The following is a 16,999-nucleotide window of genomic DNA, read 5'->3' on the forward strand; positions in this document are numbered from 1 at the left end:
CGCCTGTTTACAGCGCTGGGTATCGCTGTCGTTAATCAGTTTTGGAGTCCGGTCATGACCGATAATAACCGTGTAATTATTTTTGATACAACTTTGCGAGATGGCGAACAGAGCCCTGGCGCATCCATGACCCGGGAAGAGAAGCTGCGGATTGCTAAACAGCTGGAGAAAATGCGGGTGGATGTCATTGAAGCGGGCTTTGCGATTGCATCCCCAGGGGATTTTGCCTCGGTGAAAGCGATTGCCGATACCATTAAAGACAGCACTATCTGTTCACTGTCTCGGGCACTGGATGCCGATATAGACCGGGCCGGTGAGGCATTAGTGAACGCTAACTCTGGCCGTATTCACACCTTTATCGCCACCTCGCCTATCCATATGAAATATAAATTGCAGATGGATCCCGATAAGGTTGTCGAGCAAGCGGTTTATGCGGTTAAACGCGCGCGTAACCTGATCAGCGATGTGGAGTTTTCTCTGGAAGATGCCAGCCGTTCTGATCTGGATTTCATGTGTCGTATTATTGAGAAAGTAATCGATGCGGGTGCCCGCACGATCAACATTCCTGATACGGTCGGCTATGCGGTGCCCGAAGAGTTCGGTCATACCATCCAACAACTGCTTAGCCGTATTCCCAATGCCGATAAAGCGGTTTTCTCGGTGCATTGCCATAATGATTTAGGCTTGGCGGTGGCGAATTCATTGGCGGCGGTGACGGCCGGTGCTCGACAGGTGGAATGTACCATTAACGGCTTGGGTGAACGGGCGGGTAATGCGTCTCTGGAAGAGATCGTCATGGCGCTGCGTACTCGTCAGGATGTGCTGGGTTTACATACCGGTATTGATACCACCCAGATCGTGCCTGCCTCCCGTCTAGTATCCAGTGTGACGGGTTTCCCAGTACAGCCGAACAAGGCGATTGTCGGGGCGAATGCCTTTGCCCATGAATCGGGTATCCATCAGGATGGCGTGCTGAAACACCGTGAAACCTATGAGATTATGACCGCGCAAGATGTTGGCTGGAATGCCAATAAAATGGTGATGGGTAAACATTCGGGCCGCAGCGCGTTTCGTTCTCGTTTAGAAGAGTTGGGTACTACATTTGAATCCGATGCTGAACTGAACACCGCGTTTGCGCGTTTCAAAGATCTGGCCGACAAAAAGCATGAAATCTTCGATGAAGATTTACAGGCATTAGTGAGTGATACGCGCGCATCTCATTACGAGAAGTTTAAGCTGAGTAGCCTATCAGTCAACTCTCAGACCGGTGAAGTGCCATTGGCTAAAGTGACCGTATCGATGAATGATACCGAACAGACCGCCGAGGCCGAGGGGAGTGGTCCAGTAGACGCTGCGTTTAAAGCGATTGAGTTGATTGTGGCATCGGGCGCCTCATTGGAGCTGTATTCGGTTAACGCGATTACCAGTGGCACAGATTCTCAGGGTGAAGTAACCGTGCGATTGGAAAAAGGTGGCCGTATCGTCAATGGCTTAGGGGCCGATACTGATATTATTATCGCGTCAGCCAAGGCGTATATCCATGCGTTAAATATGCTGGAATCCACTGTCGAAAAAGCACATCCACAGGTTTAACCTGCCTTTAACTCAGCTGCTGGGTTAACTCAGCACAAAAGGAAAAACGAATGGAGCAGTCACTGCGCAATCAGTATCTGGAAACGTTGGGTATTGTCAGCTGGCTGCCCCGTCGTCAGTTACCGGGGGCCCGGCCGACACCGGATTGGGTGTGGGAATACTGTTGGCCTGAAGTCGATGATAGTGCAAGCTCGGCAAGCAGCGCTCAGGCTGCTCCTATTCTCAATCCCGCCGATCGTGCGCTAGCTGCCAAACAGGCTCGGGCCGAACTGAGTGCGAGTTTTGGTGCTGAAGCCGTTAAGCCTGCCGAGTCGAGCAAGCCTATGACGGCTGTGCCTCCGCCTAAAGCGCCGATGGCGGCCACGGTGAAGCCCGAACTGCCAGTCGTAGAGCCAGTAACCGTCGCTAATCGTATGACTGTCTCAGCGGCAGAACCGTCTGTCGATGGGGTATCACCCGATGATGTTGTCGCTTCTTCAGTACAGACGCCGCAGCAGCCGTTTAAGCTAGCTTTCATGCTGTATCAGGATTGTTTGGTGATCGATTCTTTACCACCTGTCTCTGCGGCGGCTCGTACGTCGCTCAATAGCGGTCAGGCGGATGCCCATCATCAGATTTTGTTAGATAAAATTCTTCGCTCTCTAGGGTTGTCCGGCGGCAGTGCTAGTGAATATCACACCTTACCTTGGCCGATGTTTGCCAGTAAATCTCTCGATCAGGGGGCTGAGCAGGCGCGTCTGACGGTGCAGCATAAGCTTAAAAAAAGTCTGCAAAAAGCCCCAGTGGCAACGGTGCTTTTATTGGGTGAGGCTGCCGCACAGATGGTGTTGGAGCGGGAAGAACCCTTAGAACAGTTACGTGGCATGTTATTCAGCTTACGCGCGAGTGTTAAGACCTTGGCTTCGGCATCTCTCACCGAGATGATGATGTTGCCGGGCTGTAAGCGGGATGTTTGGAGTGATCTGCAGCCACTGTTAACGCATCTACAAACACAGCAGGGTCGCGATGAGTAAATCGTCGATAGAAGTGCTCCATGAAACGGATTTGGCGGCGCTAATTGAATTAGAAATGGCCTGTTTCGACCATCCATGGTCTGAAAAACAGCTCAGTACGTATCTAGTCGGTGAACGTTATCTTTGCTTTGGCCTATGGCAGGCGACTCGGTTGCAAGGTTTTGCGCTGTTGTCGACGGTGTTGGATGAGGCTGAGTTACTGCAAATTGGTGTTCATCCCGATTATCGAGGACAGGGCGGGGCGACGGAGTTGTTACGTTATGTTCATGCACAACTCGATGATCAGGGTATTAATCGATGCCTGTTAGAAGTGCGAAGCTCTAATGCGGCGGCACTAAGACTCTATCGTCGTTTAGCCTATCAAGAGGACGGTATCCGTAAAGGCTATTATCCGACGGCTAGCGGTAGTGAAGATGCTATTTTAATGAGCTGTAACAAGTTTAAGTCTGCTTTAGACGGTTAAGCGCTATGAGTCGCCCGACTTTAACGCTAAGTTAAACTCTAAAGCTATGGCTGCTTGGGCGTAAACAGGCAGCGCTGGTTAACGTGACCTCTATTAACGGATTAATGTATGAATTTAACATCAGACCTGATTACCGGCTTCTGGTTTTGGTTTGCTCAGGTAGGCTATTTTTTGCTGCTGGGTATGGCTATCTGGACGGCTCCTTGGTCCACCCTCGTTAGTAACCGCCAACTACAGCATCTGTTTCTCGGGACGACGGTCGGTTTGGTGGTGTTGTGGCAGTTGCGCGCGGGTATTACACCCGGACTAGGGATCCATTTTCTAGGTGTGACCGTGCTAACGCTGATGTTTGGCTGGAACTTGGCTATCTTGTCCGCCAGTATGGCATTGTTAGGCACCACGTTAATGGGGCAGGAAAGCTGGAATGGTTTTGCCGTCAATGGCCTCTGTACCATTGTGATTCCCGTGCTGCTGAGCTATCTGATTTTGCGACAGGTAGAGGCACATCTGCCGCCGAATTTCTTTGTGTATCTGTTTCTGTGTGCCTTTCTTGGTGCTGGGGCGGCAACACTGGCGGGAGGGTTGAGCATGGGCTTTCTGTTATGGATCGATGATGTTTATAGCGGTGAGAAGATCTACAGTGAATACATACAGATATTACCGCTAATTGCCTTCCCTGAGGGGTTACTCAACGGCATTATTATGACCGGTATGATGGTGTTTTATCCCGATTGGATTCGCACCTTTGACGCTAAAAAATATATCGACGATCAGTAGTCTCTTGTCAGTGTTCCTCTCTCACCGGGCGCTTTTGTAATTTGCGTTGCAGGGTGCGCCGGTGCATTCCTAGGGCCCGTGCGGTGGCTGAAATATTACCCTCATGCTCGGTGAGCACCTTTTGGATATGCTCCCACTCTAAGCGACCGACGGACATCGGTTTGTCGGCTATTTCGACATCGGGGTCCGGTGTGGAACCGTTGAGTTTAGCTAATATCTGATCGGTATCCGCAGGTTTTGCTAGATAGTCCGTGGCCCCCAGCTTAATGGCTTCAACCGCCGTAGAGATACTGGCATAGCCGGTGAGTATGAGAATACGAATATCCGGATTAACCGCTTTTAGCTGAGGGATTAGAGAAATACCTGAAGCCCCGCCCATTTTAAGGTCTAAAGTTGCTAGATCGGGTCTGAAGGTATCCAGCATAGTCAATGCTTGCTCTGCCGAGCCCGCAATAGCGGTTTCGTAACCACGACGTTTTATGGCTCGACTTAATACCCGAGAGAAGGTTTCATCATCATCCACGATCAGAAAGCGTAAAGCGGTTGAGTTAGTGTCCATTCTGCGGATTCTCTTTGATTATCGGTAGTTTAACTTCGGTTAGTGTGCCGCCTTGAGGATGGTTAAATAAGCGGACTTCACCACCATAGCTGTCTAGCGCACTGGCGGTTAGGAATAACCCGATACCCAGCCCTTTGCCTTTGGTGGTAATAAATGGACTCCCTAGCTTTTCAGCTTGTTCTAATGGGATACCAGGCCCCTGATCAAGAATGGTGAAGAGTATCTGCTGCGCGTCTGAGCTGACCTCTATCTGCAGTGGTTTATCGGAGGCATCGGCGGCATTATTCAGTAGATTAATAAAAGCCTGCTGTAGCGGTATGGAACTGAAGACGGTGGGCTCGCCGGTTAGGTTAATCGTGGGTGGATTGAAGTGGGCCGTCGGTCGCATGAGTTGCCAACGATCCATGATCTCATCGAAAAACTGTTTAGCGGGTAACGCCCGAGACTCTTTTTGTTCTTGGCGTACGGATTCCGCTAACTGTTTTAATCGGTCGGAACAGTTTTCGACCTGGGATTGCAGAATATCAATATCATCGGACAGATCGCTATCATCACTATGATCAAGCTTCATTTCGTGTAGCAAGACCCGCATAGTAGCCAACGGCGTGCCCATCTCATGGGCGGTGCCGGCCGCCATGGTGGCTAGCGATAACAGTTGCTGATTCCGTAGGTTAGATTCTCTAGCCTGTTTGAGTTTGTGTTCTTGGCGTTGCAGGTTTTCGTGGATATTGACGACAAACCAAGTAATCAGAATCGCGGTAAGGATAAAGTTAATCCACATGCCCACCAAATGGAGATTTAATAATGCTGCTGCCTGATGTTGATGACCTGTGTCCGGCAACGTGATGGGAATAAAAAAGCGCATCAGCAGGGTGTAGCTGAGCGTTACTAAGAGCGCTGTCAGCCAAGTGTATTGTCGGGGCAGTGAAGTTGCACTAATGATGAGAGGGATCAGTAGCAAGGCCGAGAATGGGTTGCCGACGCCGCCAATTTGATACAGCAGGCAGACATAAAAGGCGATATCGGCAACCAGTTGAAAGAAAAATTCCAGCTGAGTCAGCGGTAAGGGTGAATTGAGTCGTAAAAGAGATAATAAATTGAGTAGCGCCATCGCCAGCAGAGCAAAGGCGATGAGCCAAAAATTCAGACTGACATGGAGACCAAAAAATAGATAAAGTAGTAATCCGCTCTGCCCAAAGATGGTGACCGTGCGAATATAGCTCAGTTGTAGTAGCTGGTGGCGTGTATTACTGGTGTAGTTCATAGTGTTAGCTTGTCAGAAAGCGAAATTATAACCAAGAGGTGCAGGTCACGGATGTGGCAGATTGTCGCATGGTTTCTAACCCGAAAGGGTAAGTGGGGTCCATATCTTTCAATATAACGCTTTAACCTCATTGCACTTAGCTGGTTTTATCGTTACAAAGCGGTGGTATAACTATTTCTTCAGGGTATCGAACGGGTCTGATGATGGAAGGGAACAGCTTTACACTCTTACTCTCTTTTATTTTAGTGGCGGCTGTTTCCACCGGTTACGCAGAGGAGGTGCCGCCACTCAATTGTGAGGAGGATGAAATGCCTGCGTTTGTGATCGCTTATGATCACTATGTTACTCGGCTAATTGATGAACAGCCTGATAAACGAGGTCGACAGGTCATCACGGTCACCGCTGATACGCGTTATTATTCAGAAACGGGTGAGATGTTAGGAGTGGCAGCCCGTCAGCGTGGCGAAACAAATTACACCGCCTATCAAAAAGAGCGTTGGGAAACGATGGATGCGGTTTATACCTACCTGTCTACCGGGGATATCGCTAGGGTTAGGAGACATCCGTTAATTGAAAAAAGCCTAACCTCTTATGCTGTTCCTGCCGAGCATGAATCCTTGAGAACCGTAGCGGGTTATCAGTGCAGCTGGCGTGAAGAGGATTATCTCGGGGTACAAAAAACGCAACGTTGTGAAGCGGTTTTTTATGGTTGGGTAACCCCGTTGTATACCCGAAAAATAGCAGAGGGGCGTGATGTTCTGTTGTCAGAAGCCACGGATATCAGCCAGCACTGTGTTAAAAAAGAGAGCTTATATGTGCCTCAAAACAAGCCTTGGAAGTTCTCGGAATAGAGTCTTGATTAACATATAGGAAAAGCGCCTGTTTTAATCGCCTAAATGATTGGCTGTCTTATGTTATGGGGTGATTGCAGTATACTGTTGCGATGGACAGCGAGTATTTTGTTAACATCGCGAGTCTTTCCTCATTCATTCAAAGGGATTTTGTAGGTGTATGTTTAATATTCCACTCCACTCGTTTTATCTGATTGTGTTAGTCGGCGTGCTGCTGGTCAGCGGTAGTTTGATCAGTTATCGCTTACAGCAGCGCCACCCAGACAAAGATTACACGGAGTTACGCCAGCGAGTGCAGTCCTGGTGGATGATGATTGGTATTCTGTTTGCTGCACTGCTATTTAACCAGACGCTTGCGGTCGCTTTCTTTGGTTTGATTAGTTTTCTTGCTTTGAAAGAGTTTCTCTCTATCGTGCCGACTCGCCAAAATGATCGCCGAGTTATTTTCTGGGCGTATCTAGCCATTCCATTGCAATACTATTGGGTTGGAACGGGTTGGTATGGCATGTTTATTATCTTTATCCCGATCTATATCTTTTTACTGTTACCGATACGGATGGTGTTGCTAGGAGATACTCGTGGGTTTATCCATTCGGCGGGTATTCTCCACTGGGCAACCATGCTGACCGTCTATTGCATCAGTCATATTGCTTATCTGTTAATGCTGCCGGTGCAGAACGAAGCTGCAGGTTATATTGGACCGGTGTTGTTTCTGCTGTTTATGACGCAGTTTAACGATGTCTGTCAGTATATTTGGGGCAAAATGTTGGGTCGGCATAAAATTATTCCGAAGGTCAGCCCCAATAAAACGTGGGAAGGATTTATCGGTGGTGTGGTGAGTATTACGCTGATCTCCGGACTCATTGGTCCTTTGTTAACGCCTTTGTTGTGGTGGGAGTCTTTGATTGCTGGGGTGCTGATCAGTGTTAGTGGTTTCTTCGGTGATGTGGTTATCTCTTCGGTGAAGCGTGACCTGCGGATTAAAGATACTGGCAGTCTGATTCCCGGGCATGGGGGTATTCTGGATCGCATGGATAGTTTGATGTTTACCGCGCCGCTATTTTTTCATTTTCTATTTTATAGCCACTATTAATCACTGGATGCCATCCCATGGATAGACTCATTAAAGTGCTGTTTTTTGCTTTGCTGGTAAAGCCGGTGGTTTTGTTACTGCTGGGTTTAAATGTCCGAGGCCGTAATAATCTACCCAAAAAAGGGCCTGCTATTGTCATTGCGAATCATAATAGCCACCTTGATACGCTGGTCTTGCTGAGTTTGTTTCCGCTATCGATGATTCATAAAGTACGTCCCGTTGCAGCTGCCGATTATTTCTTGGGTAACGGTGGTTTTCTGGCGTGGGTCGCCTTGAAATGCATCGGTATCATCCCTCTGGATCGCAGTGGTGGTGCTGACCGAGAAGTGCTGTTTAGTGGTTGTACTCAGGCATTGAGCGAGGGAGATATTTTGGTACTTTTTCCGGAAGGCAGTCGTGGTAAACCAGAGCAGCTGAGTCGCCTAAAAAAAGGCGTGTACTATCTGATTAAAGAGCGGGCGGATATTCCCGTTGTGCCGACCATGTTGCATGGTCTTGGTAGAGCCCTGCCGAAAGGTGAGGCGCTATTGGTACCCTTTAATTGCGATGTGGTGATTGGCGAAAACCTCACTGAGCGTGACACCGCTGCCGGCTTTATGAATTCGGCAACGGCATCCTTTCAACGACTGTCTGAGTACTGTATTACACTGTCTTCTAATGACTCAGCCGATGATAAAACGGTTTAAACCGAGGCGCTGTCTTTGACTTCCTTGAGCGCGGCCTTAGCACGGTTAATGATTGTTAAGCACAGAAGCAGGGTGATTAACAGCAAGACCAGTGTACTCCAAGCTCCAGGGTTGATACCTAGGGCATAGAGGAATCCCAATACGCCAAAAAATAGTGCGCGATCACTTTTGCCTGACGGACCATCATAGCGTCGGCTGGCACCGATCTGTATCGCGACGACACCGATCATCTCGCTCATCACCGCCAACAGGGTCAATATAACCAATAGTGGAATATTAACGCCAGGCAGGGCAGCAAATGCCAGAAATAGGGCGCTATCGGACAGAACATCACCCATTTCGTTTAGAATGGCGCCTTCAGGCGTGGCCATATTATGCTCTCGAGCCAACATGCCATCGATATTATTCAGCGCCATCCGGATAAACATCCAGACAGGGATGCTGAGCCAGATGAGTGGTGTCGTAGCGGTCTCTGTTTCAATAAAATATAGCCCGCCTGCCAGCACAATCGAACCCAATAGGGCGGCAATGGTTACCTGATTAGCGGTGATACCTTTGCGCGCTAGGTAATTGGTGATGGGTCGCAACCGATCAGAGAAGGCGCTTTTAAGTTGATAAACACTGGGCATTGAGGTTCCTTAATCACTGATCTATCGCTTTATCTGCCAGTTTCTCAGGAATCTCAGCTGAGTCAATAGCTTTCGGTTGTGGATTTTGCGCTGATCGGCGAAAATAGCGCCCATTCTATTTCTAAGTCGCTGCGGTGTGCTTTGCAGGGCTGTTGCCATAATAACCGGATCTCTATGTCTAGTATCTCTAAGGAAGTCACGACACGTCGGACTTTCGCTATCATCTCTCACCCTGATGCCGCCCAGCCTTTCAAGGCTTAAAACCACCTTTCATTGCACAACACAATCACATCTCTACGTACTGAATTTAAAGGCTTTTTGTCTTTTTCTCGTTTCTTTGCTTTTCAATGATGTTCAAGCGTAACCTCGGAAAGTGTGTACAAACTTGAGTACAAATTCCGTTTTAGAGGTCTTTGGCGAAAATTCCATGACACAAATCTGGCTGTAGGCCTTGCGGTTACTGGGTTTGATGAAGAAAGTACCTCCTGCTTTTGGTACTATGGTTTCGACATTACAAAAGCGGAATAAATGCGATCATCTCTAGTTTTATGTTTGTAAGCTTATGAATTTAAAGGATTCGTCATTGTGGTTTTTGATGTGTCATCGTTGCGAGTGTATAAACAGTGTGTACAAATTTTTCTCGTTAGGCATGTTGATTGCTATTCATGACACAAACCGCCTTGTAGCCCTTGTTATTCATAGGTTTGAGCTGAAAAGTACCTAATAGCAACATTTGTGTTTTCATAAGGCTGATCTTCTGAACAAATCATGCATCTTTCTGACCATCAATAAATGATAAATCAGGCGATGATAGCTTTACATTGATTTTCAGGAGAATTCAGATGACAGCAGTAGCGCACCAGGTAACCCCTTTTCTAACATCTTACGAAGTGATGGCTCGTTACCACATTAGCTATACGACGCTCTGGCGAAGAATAAAAGATGGCAGCTTGCCGCAACCTCGTATTAACCGAAATACACGAAACAAGCTGTGGCACATTGAAGACTTGGAGGAGTATGAGAAGAAAGAGGACTGAGCCTCTTTCTTTTGTTGTCCGAAAAGTCTGTCCATACGGTGTTATTTTTATTAGTGGCAGAGTAATTAAAGCTGTGTTTTGGTCGTTGTCAGTTGCAATGCTTGGGTTTGCACTTGTCTTCAAGCTTCTCTTTGATTTTATGAATTACCAATGGGAATATTGGGGCTGTTGAGGTGTATCCGACCGGTTGCAACCAGACTAGATTTTTGATCAATGGTCGCAGCTGGCGCTAAGCTGCCACTTAGCAAGATTGTGCTTATTAGCACTCTTAAGCCAATTGTTGGCTACGTAAGTTCTGAACGAAAATTTATATCGATGATCGTTGTTAGTGCTGTATTGATGATTTCTGGGCTCATAGTTAATAGCTTAACGAGGACTATGTACTGAAAAATATTGAGCAATGGCCGATGCTACATGCTTTCATAGTGTGAGTCTTGGTTGTATGAAGTCGAGAAATGCAGATATACGCGATGATACGGCGCTATTTTTGTAATAGACAGCTTGCACTGACTCGCGTCGATTGGGCGAAATAATCTGGTTTTCAAAAATGGTTTTCAAGCTGCCATTTGCAATATCTTTATGCACCATAAAATTTGATAACAAAGCAACACCTTGTCCGGCCAAACAAAACTGCCTAATGGTTTCACCACTAGACGCATACAGACTGTAACTTAGAGAAACCGTTTGTTTAAGTGGCCACTTATTTAGATTCGGAGCATCACTAAAACCAATGAGTTTGTGCTGGCTAAGTGTACTTACGTTGCCATTAATCGGGTGTTGTTTAAGGTAGTCAGGGCTTGCTACAAGGTGTAATTTGCTGCTTCCTAAATGCCTAGCATGTAAGTTTGAGTCACTTAGGTCGCCTATTCTAATCGCAATATCGGTTTTATGTTCTAATAAGTCGATAATACTGTCATGACTAGTGACTTCTAATTTTATGTCCGGAAAAGCCCGATTAAACTCGCTAATTAAAGGAACCAATTGATGAAAAACAAAAGGACTTGCCGCATCTACACGTAATTTTCCGGCGGGAGAATGTTTTAATAGTCTGAGTGCTTCTTCTCCCTTTTCAAGCAAATTTAGCCCATCTCTGACATATTGTAAAAACAGCTGGCCTTCTTCGGTTAACTCCAGCCGACGTGTGGTTCTGTTTAATAACGTGGCATTTAAACTGGCTTCTAACCGGGTTACCGCACGGCTGATTTTAGCCACTTGTTGATTCAGCAAGTTGGCGGCACTGGAAAAGCTGCCTGTATCAACAACCGTTAAAAACGCCTCTAAGTCTTCAGTTTTTGCTTTTACTGGCATTACCTACTCTATTTTTCAAATTTCACAAAAGTATTTTGTCATTAGTGCTATTTTTTGCAAGGAAAAATAACGCAATACTCTGCTCATTGAGTTAACAACCATTATCTTGCTGCACTGAGAAAACATCAAAGTGCACCAATCCATTAATTATTGAGGATAAAAAATGCCTATTGCGTTATTAGCATTAACATTAAGTGCCTTTGCTATTGGCACCACAGAGTTTGTCATTGTTGGTTTAGTGCCCACAATTGCAGGCGATCTTGGCGTTTCGCTGCCGAGTGCCGGGTTACTGGTAAGTTTGTATGCACTTGGCGTTGCCATAGGTGCGCCCGTATTAACTGCACTCACAGGTAAATGGAACAGAAAGCACGTTTTACTTAGCTTAATGGCCTTATTTGTGGCGGGTAATATTTTGGCTTGGCAAGCACCAAGTTATGAAAGCTTGATTACAGCGCGTATTTTAACGGGTCTTGCCCATGGTGTGTTCTTTTCTATTGGTTCAACCATTGCCACCGGTTTAGTGTCAAAAGATAAAGAAGCCAGTGCAATTGCCATTATGTTTACAGGTTTAACTGTGGCGCTGGTTACCGGTGTTCCATTAGGCACCTGGATTGGACAAAACTTTGGCTGGCGCGCAACCTTTTTAGTGGTTTCAGGGCTGGGTACATTGGCGTTGATTGGTAGTGCGTTATTGGTGCCAAATAACCTTAAGCAGAGTAAACCTGCCACACTGGGTGAACAAATGAAAGTATTGGTTCAACCCCGTTTGTTGCTGGTGTATTTAATGACAATTTTAGGCTATGGCGGAACCTTTACGGCCTTTACATATCTTGCGCCTATCTTGCAAGAAGAAAGCGGATTCGCTCCCTCAGCCATTAGTTTAATCATGTTGGTGTATGGTGTATCTGTGGCCGTGGGTAATATTTACGGCGGTAAACTGGCCGATAAAAATGGGCCTGTTCGTGCACTGAGTTTTATTTTTACAATCCTCTCGGCCATTCTTTTTGCCTTGACTTTTACCATGGAAAGTAAAGTTGTTGCAGTGATCACTGTATTGGTGTGGGGAGCGTTTGCATTTGGCAGTGTGCCTGGATTGCAAGTATATGTTGTGCAACTGGCCGAAAAGTTTGCGCCTAATGCAGTTGATGTGGCGTCTGGTTTAAATATTGCGGCTTTTAATATCGGCATAGCGCTAGGTTCAATCATAGGTGGCAGCATTGTTGATGGCATGCAGCTTTCAGACACTGCTTGGATTGGCGCTTTAATTACTTTGATCGCGCTAGTGGCAACACGCTATAGCGGCCACTTAGATAAGCGCATGTTAGCCACTAGTGACAAGGTATAAGGAACGCATTATGACAACGCGAGTCTCTAAAGCAGCAAACAGTACCTTTGACAAATTAGCTCAGGATACATTTTCAGTCGGCGTAGAGCTGCCGTTAGACAATGATTGGGCGCGTTATGATGCTGTACAGGGGACGCCTTTTGGCGTTCCCGATATGAGCCAACATCATGCAAGAATTCAGCTGGCAGACCAGTTAGGCTTTAAAGCCGCATGGGTGAGAGATGTACCCATTTACGATCCTAGTTTTGGTGATGCAGCGCAAGTATTTGAAACCTTTAGTTACCTTGGATACTTAGCCGCAATCACGGAAAACATCATCTTAGGTACAGCAGCGGTGGTGTTGCCATTACGTCAACCCTGGTTAGTTAAAAAAGCCGCTGCTACTATTCAGCAGCTCAGTAATAACCGTTTGATTTTGGGGGTTGCCAGTGGTGATAGACCGGTTGAATATCCATTGTTTGATATTGATTTTGAAACTCGCGGTGAAACATTTAGGCAATCGCTAGGCATTCTAAAAAAGGGTGAGGCAAGCTTGTCGCAGGGCATGGATTTATTACCTAAATCGCCTCAACCACCCCTTTATGTAGCAGGGCTTGCTCAGCAAAGCCCGCAGTGGGTTGGCGAGAATATGGACGGTTGGTTGGCCTATCCTGGCACACCTAGCGACCATGTTAAACGGGTTCAGATATGGCGAAATGTGGCAGGCGACAAACCTTATGTCAGTTTTATTCATTTAAATTTATTAGCAGATGAGCACGCACCGATCAAGCGCCATCGATTTGGCATTGAAACCGGTGTGAATGGTCTGGTCACCGAGCTCAACGCTATGAAAGACGCCGGTGTTAACCACATCGGTCTACATTTTAGACGTAATAGCTTGCCGGTTGAAGATGCAATGCAGCGTATTGCCGACCGAGTTTTATCCCATTTTCATTAATAAGGAGGCTACATGCCAGAATTACAGAAAACTGAATTGAACATACCCAAATTAGGTGTTGGAACCTTTAGGCTACAAGATGATGAAGCGTATAACAGCGTTGCTATGGCGTTAGATGTGGGTTTTTTTCATGTTGATACAGCACAAATTTACGGCAACGAAGAAGCCGTAGGTCGGGCATTAAAAGACAGCGGTCTGGCTCGAGAAAATTTGTTTATCACAACCAAGGTGTGGAATGAAAATCTTAACAAAGCTAAGTTTGTTGAGAGTGTGAGAGAAAGTTTAAGAAAACTTCAATTGGACTATGTAGACCTGTTATTAATTCACTGGCCCAGCCCTGAAAATGGCGAAACAATGCAAGAGTATTTAACTGAGCTAAAACGAGTTAAAGAGATGGGGCTGACTAAACACATTGGGGTCTCAAATTTTACGGTTGCTCAAATAAAACAAGCCGTTGATATTTTGGGAGAGGGAGTGATTGCCAACAACCAGGTGGAAGTACATCCTTACCTAACCAATGAAAAAGTGCGTCAAGCATGTAAAAAACACAATATCAAAGTTACGGGTTATATGCCATTTGCGGTGGGTAAAGTGTTAACGGATGAAACAATTGTGGCTATTGCTAAAAAGCATGGTGTTAGTGCAGCAGAAGTTGTTATTGCTTGGGAGCTGGCACATGATCTCGTTACCATACCATCTTCGACCAAACGCAAAAACCTAGAGACTAACTTAAAGGCATTGGAGCTTACACTAGATGCTGAAGACTTGGCCAAAATTGATGGATTAGATTGTGGTGATCGCCAAGCTAACCCAGATTTTTCGCCAGCTTGGGACTAATGAATAAATTGTCTGATAGGTCGCTCGCCTTGTTGTTTTAAATAAGCGCGAGCTTGCTGTTTATTTTTTTCGGATATTGGAAAATTGTATGCAAGTTAATGTGTGGCAGTTTGATAAAGTAGGCGAGCCTTTAATTAGTGCAACTAAAACTTTTAATTTACCAGCAGCCGGACGAATAACGGTGAAAAATTATGCCATTGGCATAAACCCAGTTGATTGGAAGTTTATCGACGATAATCCTCGTAATTGGCAACCGGGGCATGTTCCTGGTGTCGATGGTGCAGGTGTTGTTGTTGCAGTAGGTGAGGGTACTGATGAGTACTTATTGGGAAAGCGTGTTGCCTATCATCATAGCCTGGGTGAAGACGGAAGCTTTGCGGATCACACTACTTTATATTCAAACCGCGTCATGGAAATACCCTATGGTGTTGACTTCCCTCTTGCTGCAGCGCTGCCATGCCCTATGCTCACAGCGTGGCAAGCGTTTAGTAAAGTGCCAGTGCGAGCGGGTGCTGATGTGTTAGTAACTGGAATGGGGGCAGTCAATAAGCTGCTTGTTCAACTTTTAGTTAATGCCGGTTTTAATGTGTATGTTATCTCAGGAAGTTTTACTCAAGTGCAAGCTGAAGCTATGGGAGTGAAAAAAGTGTATCGGTATGCGCCTAAAGAGCAAAAGTTTTATGCACTATTTGACGCAAACGGACCTGATTACGCAGTAAAACTTGTGCCATTGCTAGAGGCTAATGGCCATGTGGTGAGCATTTTAGGGAGAATAGAAGAGCCAGTTGACGCTCCGTTTACACGCACAATTTCATATCATGAAATTGCCCTTGGTGCGCTGCATGATTTTGGTGATCGGGCGCAATGGCATAGGCTAATGCGTGATGGAGAAGCATTGTTACGTAACGTAGCTGAGCATTCTATGGTGGTTGAAATACCCAATATCTTTGAGTTTGGGAAGCTAAACGATGCCCTTCAATTTTCTAAGCAAGTAAAACGCAAAGCGGTAGTTACTGTATAGTGCTGTAACGGTAATATGGGATTTATCTAACCATCTCACTTATCCACGGATAATCAGATTGCGTCCTGCAGTATAAAGAGTGCTATCTGCACGCCTGATGATAGCTTTACATTGATTTTCAGGAGAATGCAGATGACAGCAGTAGCGCACCAGGTAACCCCTTTTCTAACGTCTTACGAAGTGATGGCTCGTTACCACATTAGCTATACGACGCTCTGGCGAAGAATAAAAGATGGCAGCTTGCCGCAACCTCGTATCAACCGAAATACACGAAACAAGCTGTGGCACATTGAAGATTTGGAGGAGTATGAGAAGAAAGAGGACTGAGCCTCTTTCTTTTATTTTATTGTCCGAAACGCCAGTTGAATGGAAAGCCTGTCGGCTCAATGATGGTTTCTAGTTGTTGATACCAAACGTCGTAAGCATGACGCATTTCATCCAGGTACTGATATTGGTTGTAGATAGCATCCAACCCTTTTTTGCTGTGGCCAATCATCAACTCGGCAACTTCTTGCGTGGTGATGGCTGACATTCGCGTTCGCATCGTTCTGCGAAGATCATGCATAGACCAATGTTCCATCTCAACACCAAGCGATCTGCAAGCCCAGATTTTCACATTGTTAGGAATAGTGGTATCAAAGCCATTTGTGGCAAGCTCTTCTTGTCCGTTCGCGGGAAACAAGTAGGTTGATTTGCTCATCTGCATCGCCAGTTCAATCAGCTCAATAGCTGGCTTAATCAATGGCCGCATGATCGGCGCTCCAATTTTCTCACCTTGTTTGCGGATCTCTATGGGCACTGTCCACATTGCAGATTGCAAGTCAAAGTGATGCTTTTCAGCTTGAATGAGTTCTCCCTTACGGCCTCCCAATAACAGAAGCAATTTTATGTAGATGCGATTCTTCTCAGTTATTTTTGACTCGTGTAAATAGCGCCAAAGTATCCTGATTTCGTTGTCATTTAGCACCCGAGTTCGTTTGCCTTTCTTGCCGCCGACTTTCTTTGCTGTGATCCCCGCGGCAGCGTTAATTTCCAAGATTTGTTCATCGATCAGCCAGTCATAGAACTTATGCAGCACAGACACTAGGCGTTCTGTGTTTGAGGGGGACGACTCCGAAACCTCACGAAGACAGTTTCGTAAGGACAATTCATTGATGTCAGTTAATGGATACTTGCCAAGTCGGGATAGCAAATATATTTCACTGCTGCGTTTTTGGTAGTGCCAAGTTTTCTCCTTTAGCCCTTGCTTACCGGCAGAGTCTATCCAGTCTCGAAAAATCGATTCGAAGCTTTGATTGGCAGAATACTTGGCCCGTTCCTGCTGTAGGTAAAGCTTGGGGTTTCTACCTTGATCAAGTACTGCCCTTAACCTATCTAGCTCATTCCTGGCTTCAGCAAGCTTCATAAGTGGGTAAGTACCTATGTCTACCCGCTGTTGTTTGCCATCGAACCGATAACGAAACTGAAAAACAATTTTGCCCTTGGGCGATACCCGAGCACTTAGCCCATCTCGGTCGGCTTTTACTACGGTTTCTTTTGCTTCTTTATTTAACCTGGCATCGAGCCAGCTAACTGATAACGCCATG

The 16,999-nt window shown here is 46.2% G+C and carries 18 protein-coding genes; 13 read left to right on the top strand and 5 right to left on the bottom strand.

The genetic code is table 11. The features are described 5' to 3' along the window. Nucleotides 1–54: 54 nt before the first annotated feature. The 4 genes from KO512_RS19320 to KO512_RS19335 all read left to right on the top strand — a co-directional run bounded on the left by KO512_RS19320 (nt 55) and on the right by KO512_RS19335 (nt 3,846). Nucleotides 55–1,593, top strand: a complete 1,539-nt coding sequence (locus KO512_RS19320) for a 2-isopropylmalate synthase (protein ID WP_215953957.1) — start codon at nt 55–57, stop codon at nt 1,591–1,593. A gap of 50 nt (nt 1,594–1,643) precedes the next feature. Next, entirely contained in the window at nt 1,644–2,606 is a 963-nt protein-coding gene (locus KO512_RS19325; RefSeq protein WP_215953958.1) for a hypothetical protein, read from the top strand. Then, nucleotides 2,599–3,069 (top strand): ribosomal protein S18-alanine N-acetyltransferase, encoded by a 471-nt coding sequence (gene rimI, locus KO512_RS19330; protein WP_215953959.1) that lies wholly within the window; start codon nt 2,599–2,601, stop codon nt 3,067–3,069. The genes KO512_RS19325 and rimI overlap by 8 nt, the downstream gene beginning before the upstream one ends. A 108-nt stretch (nt 3,070–3,177) precedes the next feature. Continuing rightward, complete coding sequence (locus KO512_RS19335; RefSeq protein WP_215953960.1) at nt 3,178–3,846, top strand: energy-coupling factor ABC transporter permease; 669 nt, start codon at nt 3,178–3,180, stop codon at nt 3,844–3,846. Between the two features lie 7 nt (nt 3,847–3,853). Here the strand turns inward: KO512_RS19335 and KO512_RS19340 are convergent, their stop codons facing one another. Together KO512_RS19340 and KO512_RS19345 are read right to left on the bottom strand one after the other, a co-directional pair. Beyond that, on the bottom strand, nt 3,854–4,405 hold the full coding sequence (locus tag KO512_RS19340) for a response regulator transcription factor (protein ID WP_215953961.1): 552 nt from the start codon (nt 4,403–4,405) through the stop codon (nt 3,854–3,856). Beyond that, nucleotides 4,395–5,669 carry an ATP-binding protein gene (locus KO512_RS19345; protein ID WP_215953962.1) on the bottom strand — a complete coding sequence of 425 codons (1,275 nt, stop codon included), beginning with the start codon at nt 5,667–5,669 and terminating at the stop codon, nt 4,395–4,397. The genes KO512_RS19340 and KO512_RS19345 overlap by 11 nt, the downstream gene beginning before the upstream one ends. A gap of 200 nt (nt 5,670–5,869) precedes the next feature. Here KO512_RS19345 and KO512_RS19350 point away from each other — a divergent pair, with 200 nt between their 5' ends. The 3 genes from KO512_RS19350 to KO512_RS19360 all read left to right on the top strand — a co-directional run bounded on the left by KO512_RS19350 (nt 5,870) and on the right by KO512_RS19360 (nt 8,299). Beyond that, a complete protein-coding gene (locus KO512_RS19350; protein ID WP_215953963.1) occupies nt 5,870–6,520 on the top strand; it encodes a hypothetical protein in 651 nt (216 codons plus the stop codon). Between the two features lie 160 nt (nt 6,521–6,680). Continuing rightward, nucleotides 6,681–7,613, top strand: coding sequence for a phosphatidate cytidylyltransferase (locus tag KO512_RS19355; protein ID WP_215953964.1), 933 nt, complete (start codon nt 6,681–6,683; stop codon nt 7,611–7,613). Nucleotides 7,614–7,630: 17 nt separating this feature from the next. After that, the gene (locus KO512_RS19360) at nt 7,631–8,299 is read left to right on the top strand and encodes a lysophospholipid acyltransferase family protein (protein WP_215953965.1); all 669 of its coding nucleotides are present in this window, start codon (nt 7,631–7,633) and stop codon (nt 8,297–8,299) included. Here the strand turns inward: KO512_RS19360 and KO512_RS19365 are convergent. After that, complete coding sequence (locus KO512_RS19365; protein WP_215953966.1) at nt 8,296–8,928, bottom strand: CDP-alcohol phosphatidyltransferase family protein; 633 nt, start codon at nt 8,926–8,928, stop codon at nt 8,296–8,298. The two genes, KO512_RS19360 and KO512_RS19365, sit on opposite strands and share 4 nt — an antisense overlap. A gap of 842 nt (nt 8,929–9,770) precedes the next feature. Here KO512_RS19365 and KO512_RS19370 point away from each other — a divergent pair. Next, nucleotides 9,771–9,965 carry a helix-turn-helix transcriptional regulator gene (locus KO512_RS19370; protein ID WP_000127614.1) on the top strand — a complete coding sequence of 65 codons (195 nt, stop codon included), beginning with the start codon at nt 9,771–9,773 and terminating at the stop codon, nt 9,963–9,965. Nucleotides 9,966–10,385: 420 nt separating this feature from the next. Here the strand turns inward: KO512_RS19370 and KO512_RS19375 are convergent, their stop codons facing one another. Further along, nucleotides 10,386–11,273 carry a LysR family transcriptional regulator gene (locus KO512_RS19375; RefSeq protein WP_215953967.1) on the bottom strand — a complete coding sequence of 296 codons (888 nt, stop codon included), beginning with the start codon at nt 11,271–11,273 and terminating at the stop codon, nt 10,386–10,388. A gap of 163 nt (nt 11,274–11,436) precedes the next feature. Between KO512_RS19375 and KO512_RS19380 the strand changes: the two genes are divergently transcribed. The 5 genes from KO512_RS19380 (at nt 11,437) to KO512_RS19400 (ending at nt 15,740) form a co-directional block, all read left to right on the top strand. Continuing rightward, nucleotides 11,437–12,618: an MFS transporter gene (locus KO512_RS19380; protein ID WP_215953968.1), complete on the top strand. Its 1,182-nt coding sequence runs from the start codon at nt 11,437–11,439 to the stop codon at nt 12,616–12,618. Nucleotides 12,619–12,628: 10 nt separating this feature from the next. Beyond that, complete coding sequence (locus KO512_RS19385; protein WP_215953969.1) at nt 12,629–13,555, top strand: TIGR03571 family LLM class oxidoreductase; 927 nt, start codon at nt 12,629–12,631, stop codon at nt 13,553–13,555. 12 nt (nt 13,556–13,567) lie between these two features. After that, entirely contained in the window at nt 13,568–14,392 is an 825-nt protein-coding gene (gene dkgB, locus KO512_RS19390) for a 2,5-didehydrogluconate reductase DkgB (protein WP_215953970.1), read from the top strand. A gap of 88 nt (nt 14,393–14,480) precedes the next feature. Continuing rightward, nucleotides 14,481–15,413 (top strand): alcohol dehydrogenase catalytic domain-containing protein, encoded by a 933-nt coding sequence (locus KO512_RS19395; protein WP_215953971.1) that lies wholly within the window; start codon nt 14,481–14,483, stop codon nt 15,411–15,413. A gap of 132 nt (nt 15,414–15,545) precedes the next feature. Next, nucleotides 15,546–15,740, top strand: coding sequence for a helix-turn-helix transcriptional regulator (locus KO512_RS19400; RefSeq protein WP_000127614.1), 195 nt, complete (start codon nt 15,546–15,548; stop codon nt 15,738–15,740). Nucleotides 15,741–15,756: 16 nt separating this feature from the next. Here the strand turns inward: KO512_RS19400 and KO512_RS19405 are convergent, their stop codons facing one another. Next, entirely contained in the window at nt 15,757–16,998 is a 1,242-nt protein-coding gene (locus tag KO512_RS19405) for a tyrosine-type recombinase/integrase (RefSeq protein ID WP_215953972.1), read from the bottom strand. Nucleotide 16,999 lies beyond the last annotated feature (1 nt).

The sequence above is a fragment of the Amphritea atlantica genome, from assembly GCF_018860855.1.
GTDB lineage: Bacteria > Pseudomonadota > Gammaproteobacteria > Pseudomonadales > Balneatricaceae > Amphritea > Amphritea atlantica_A.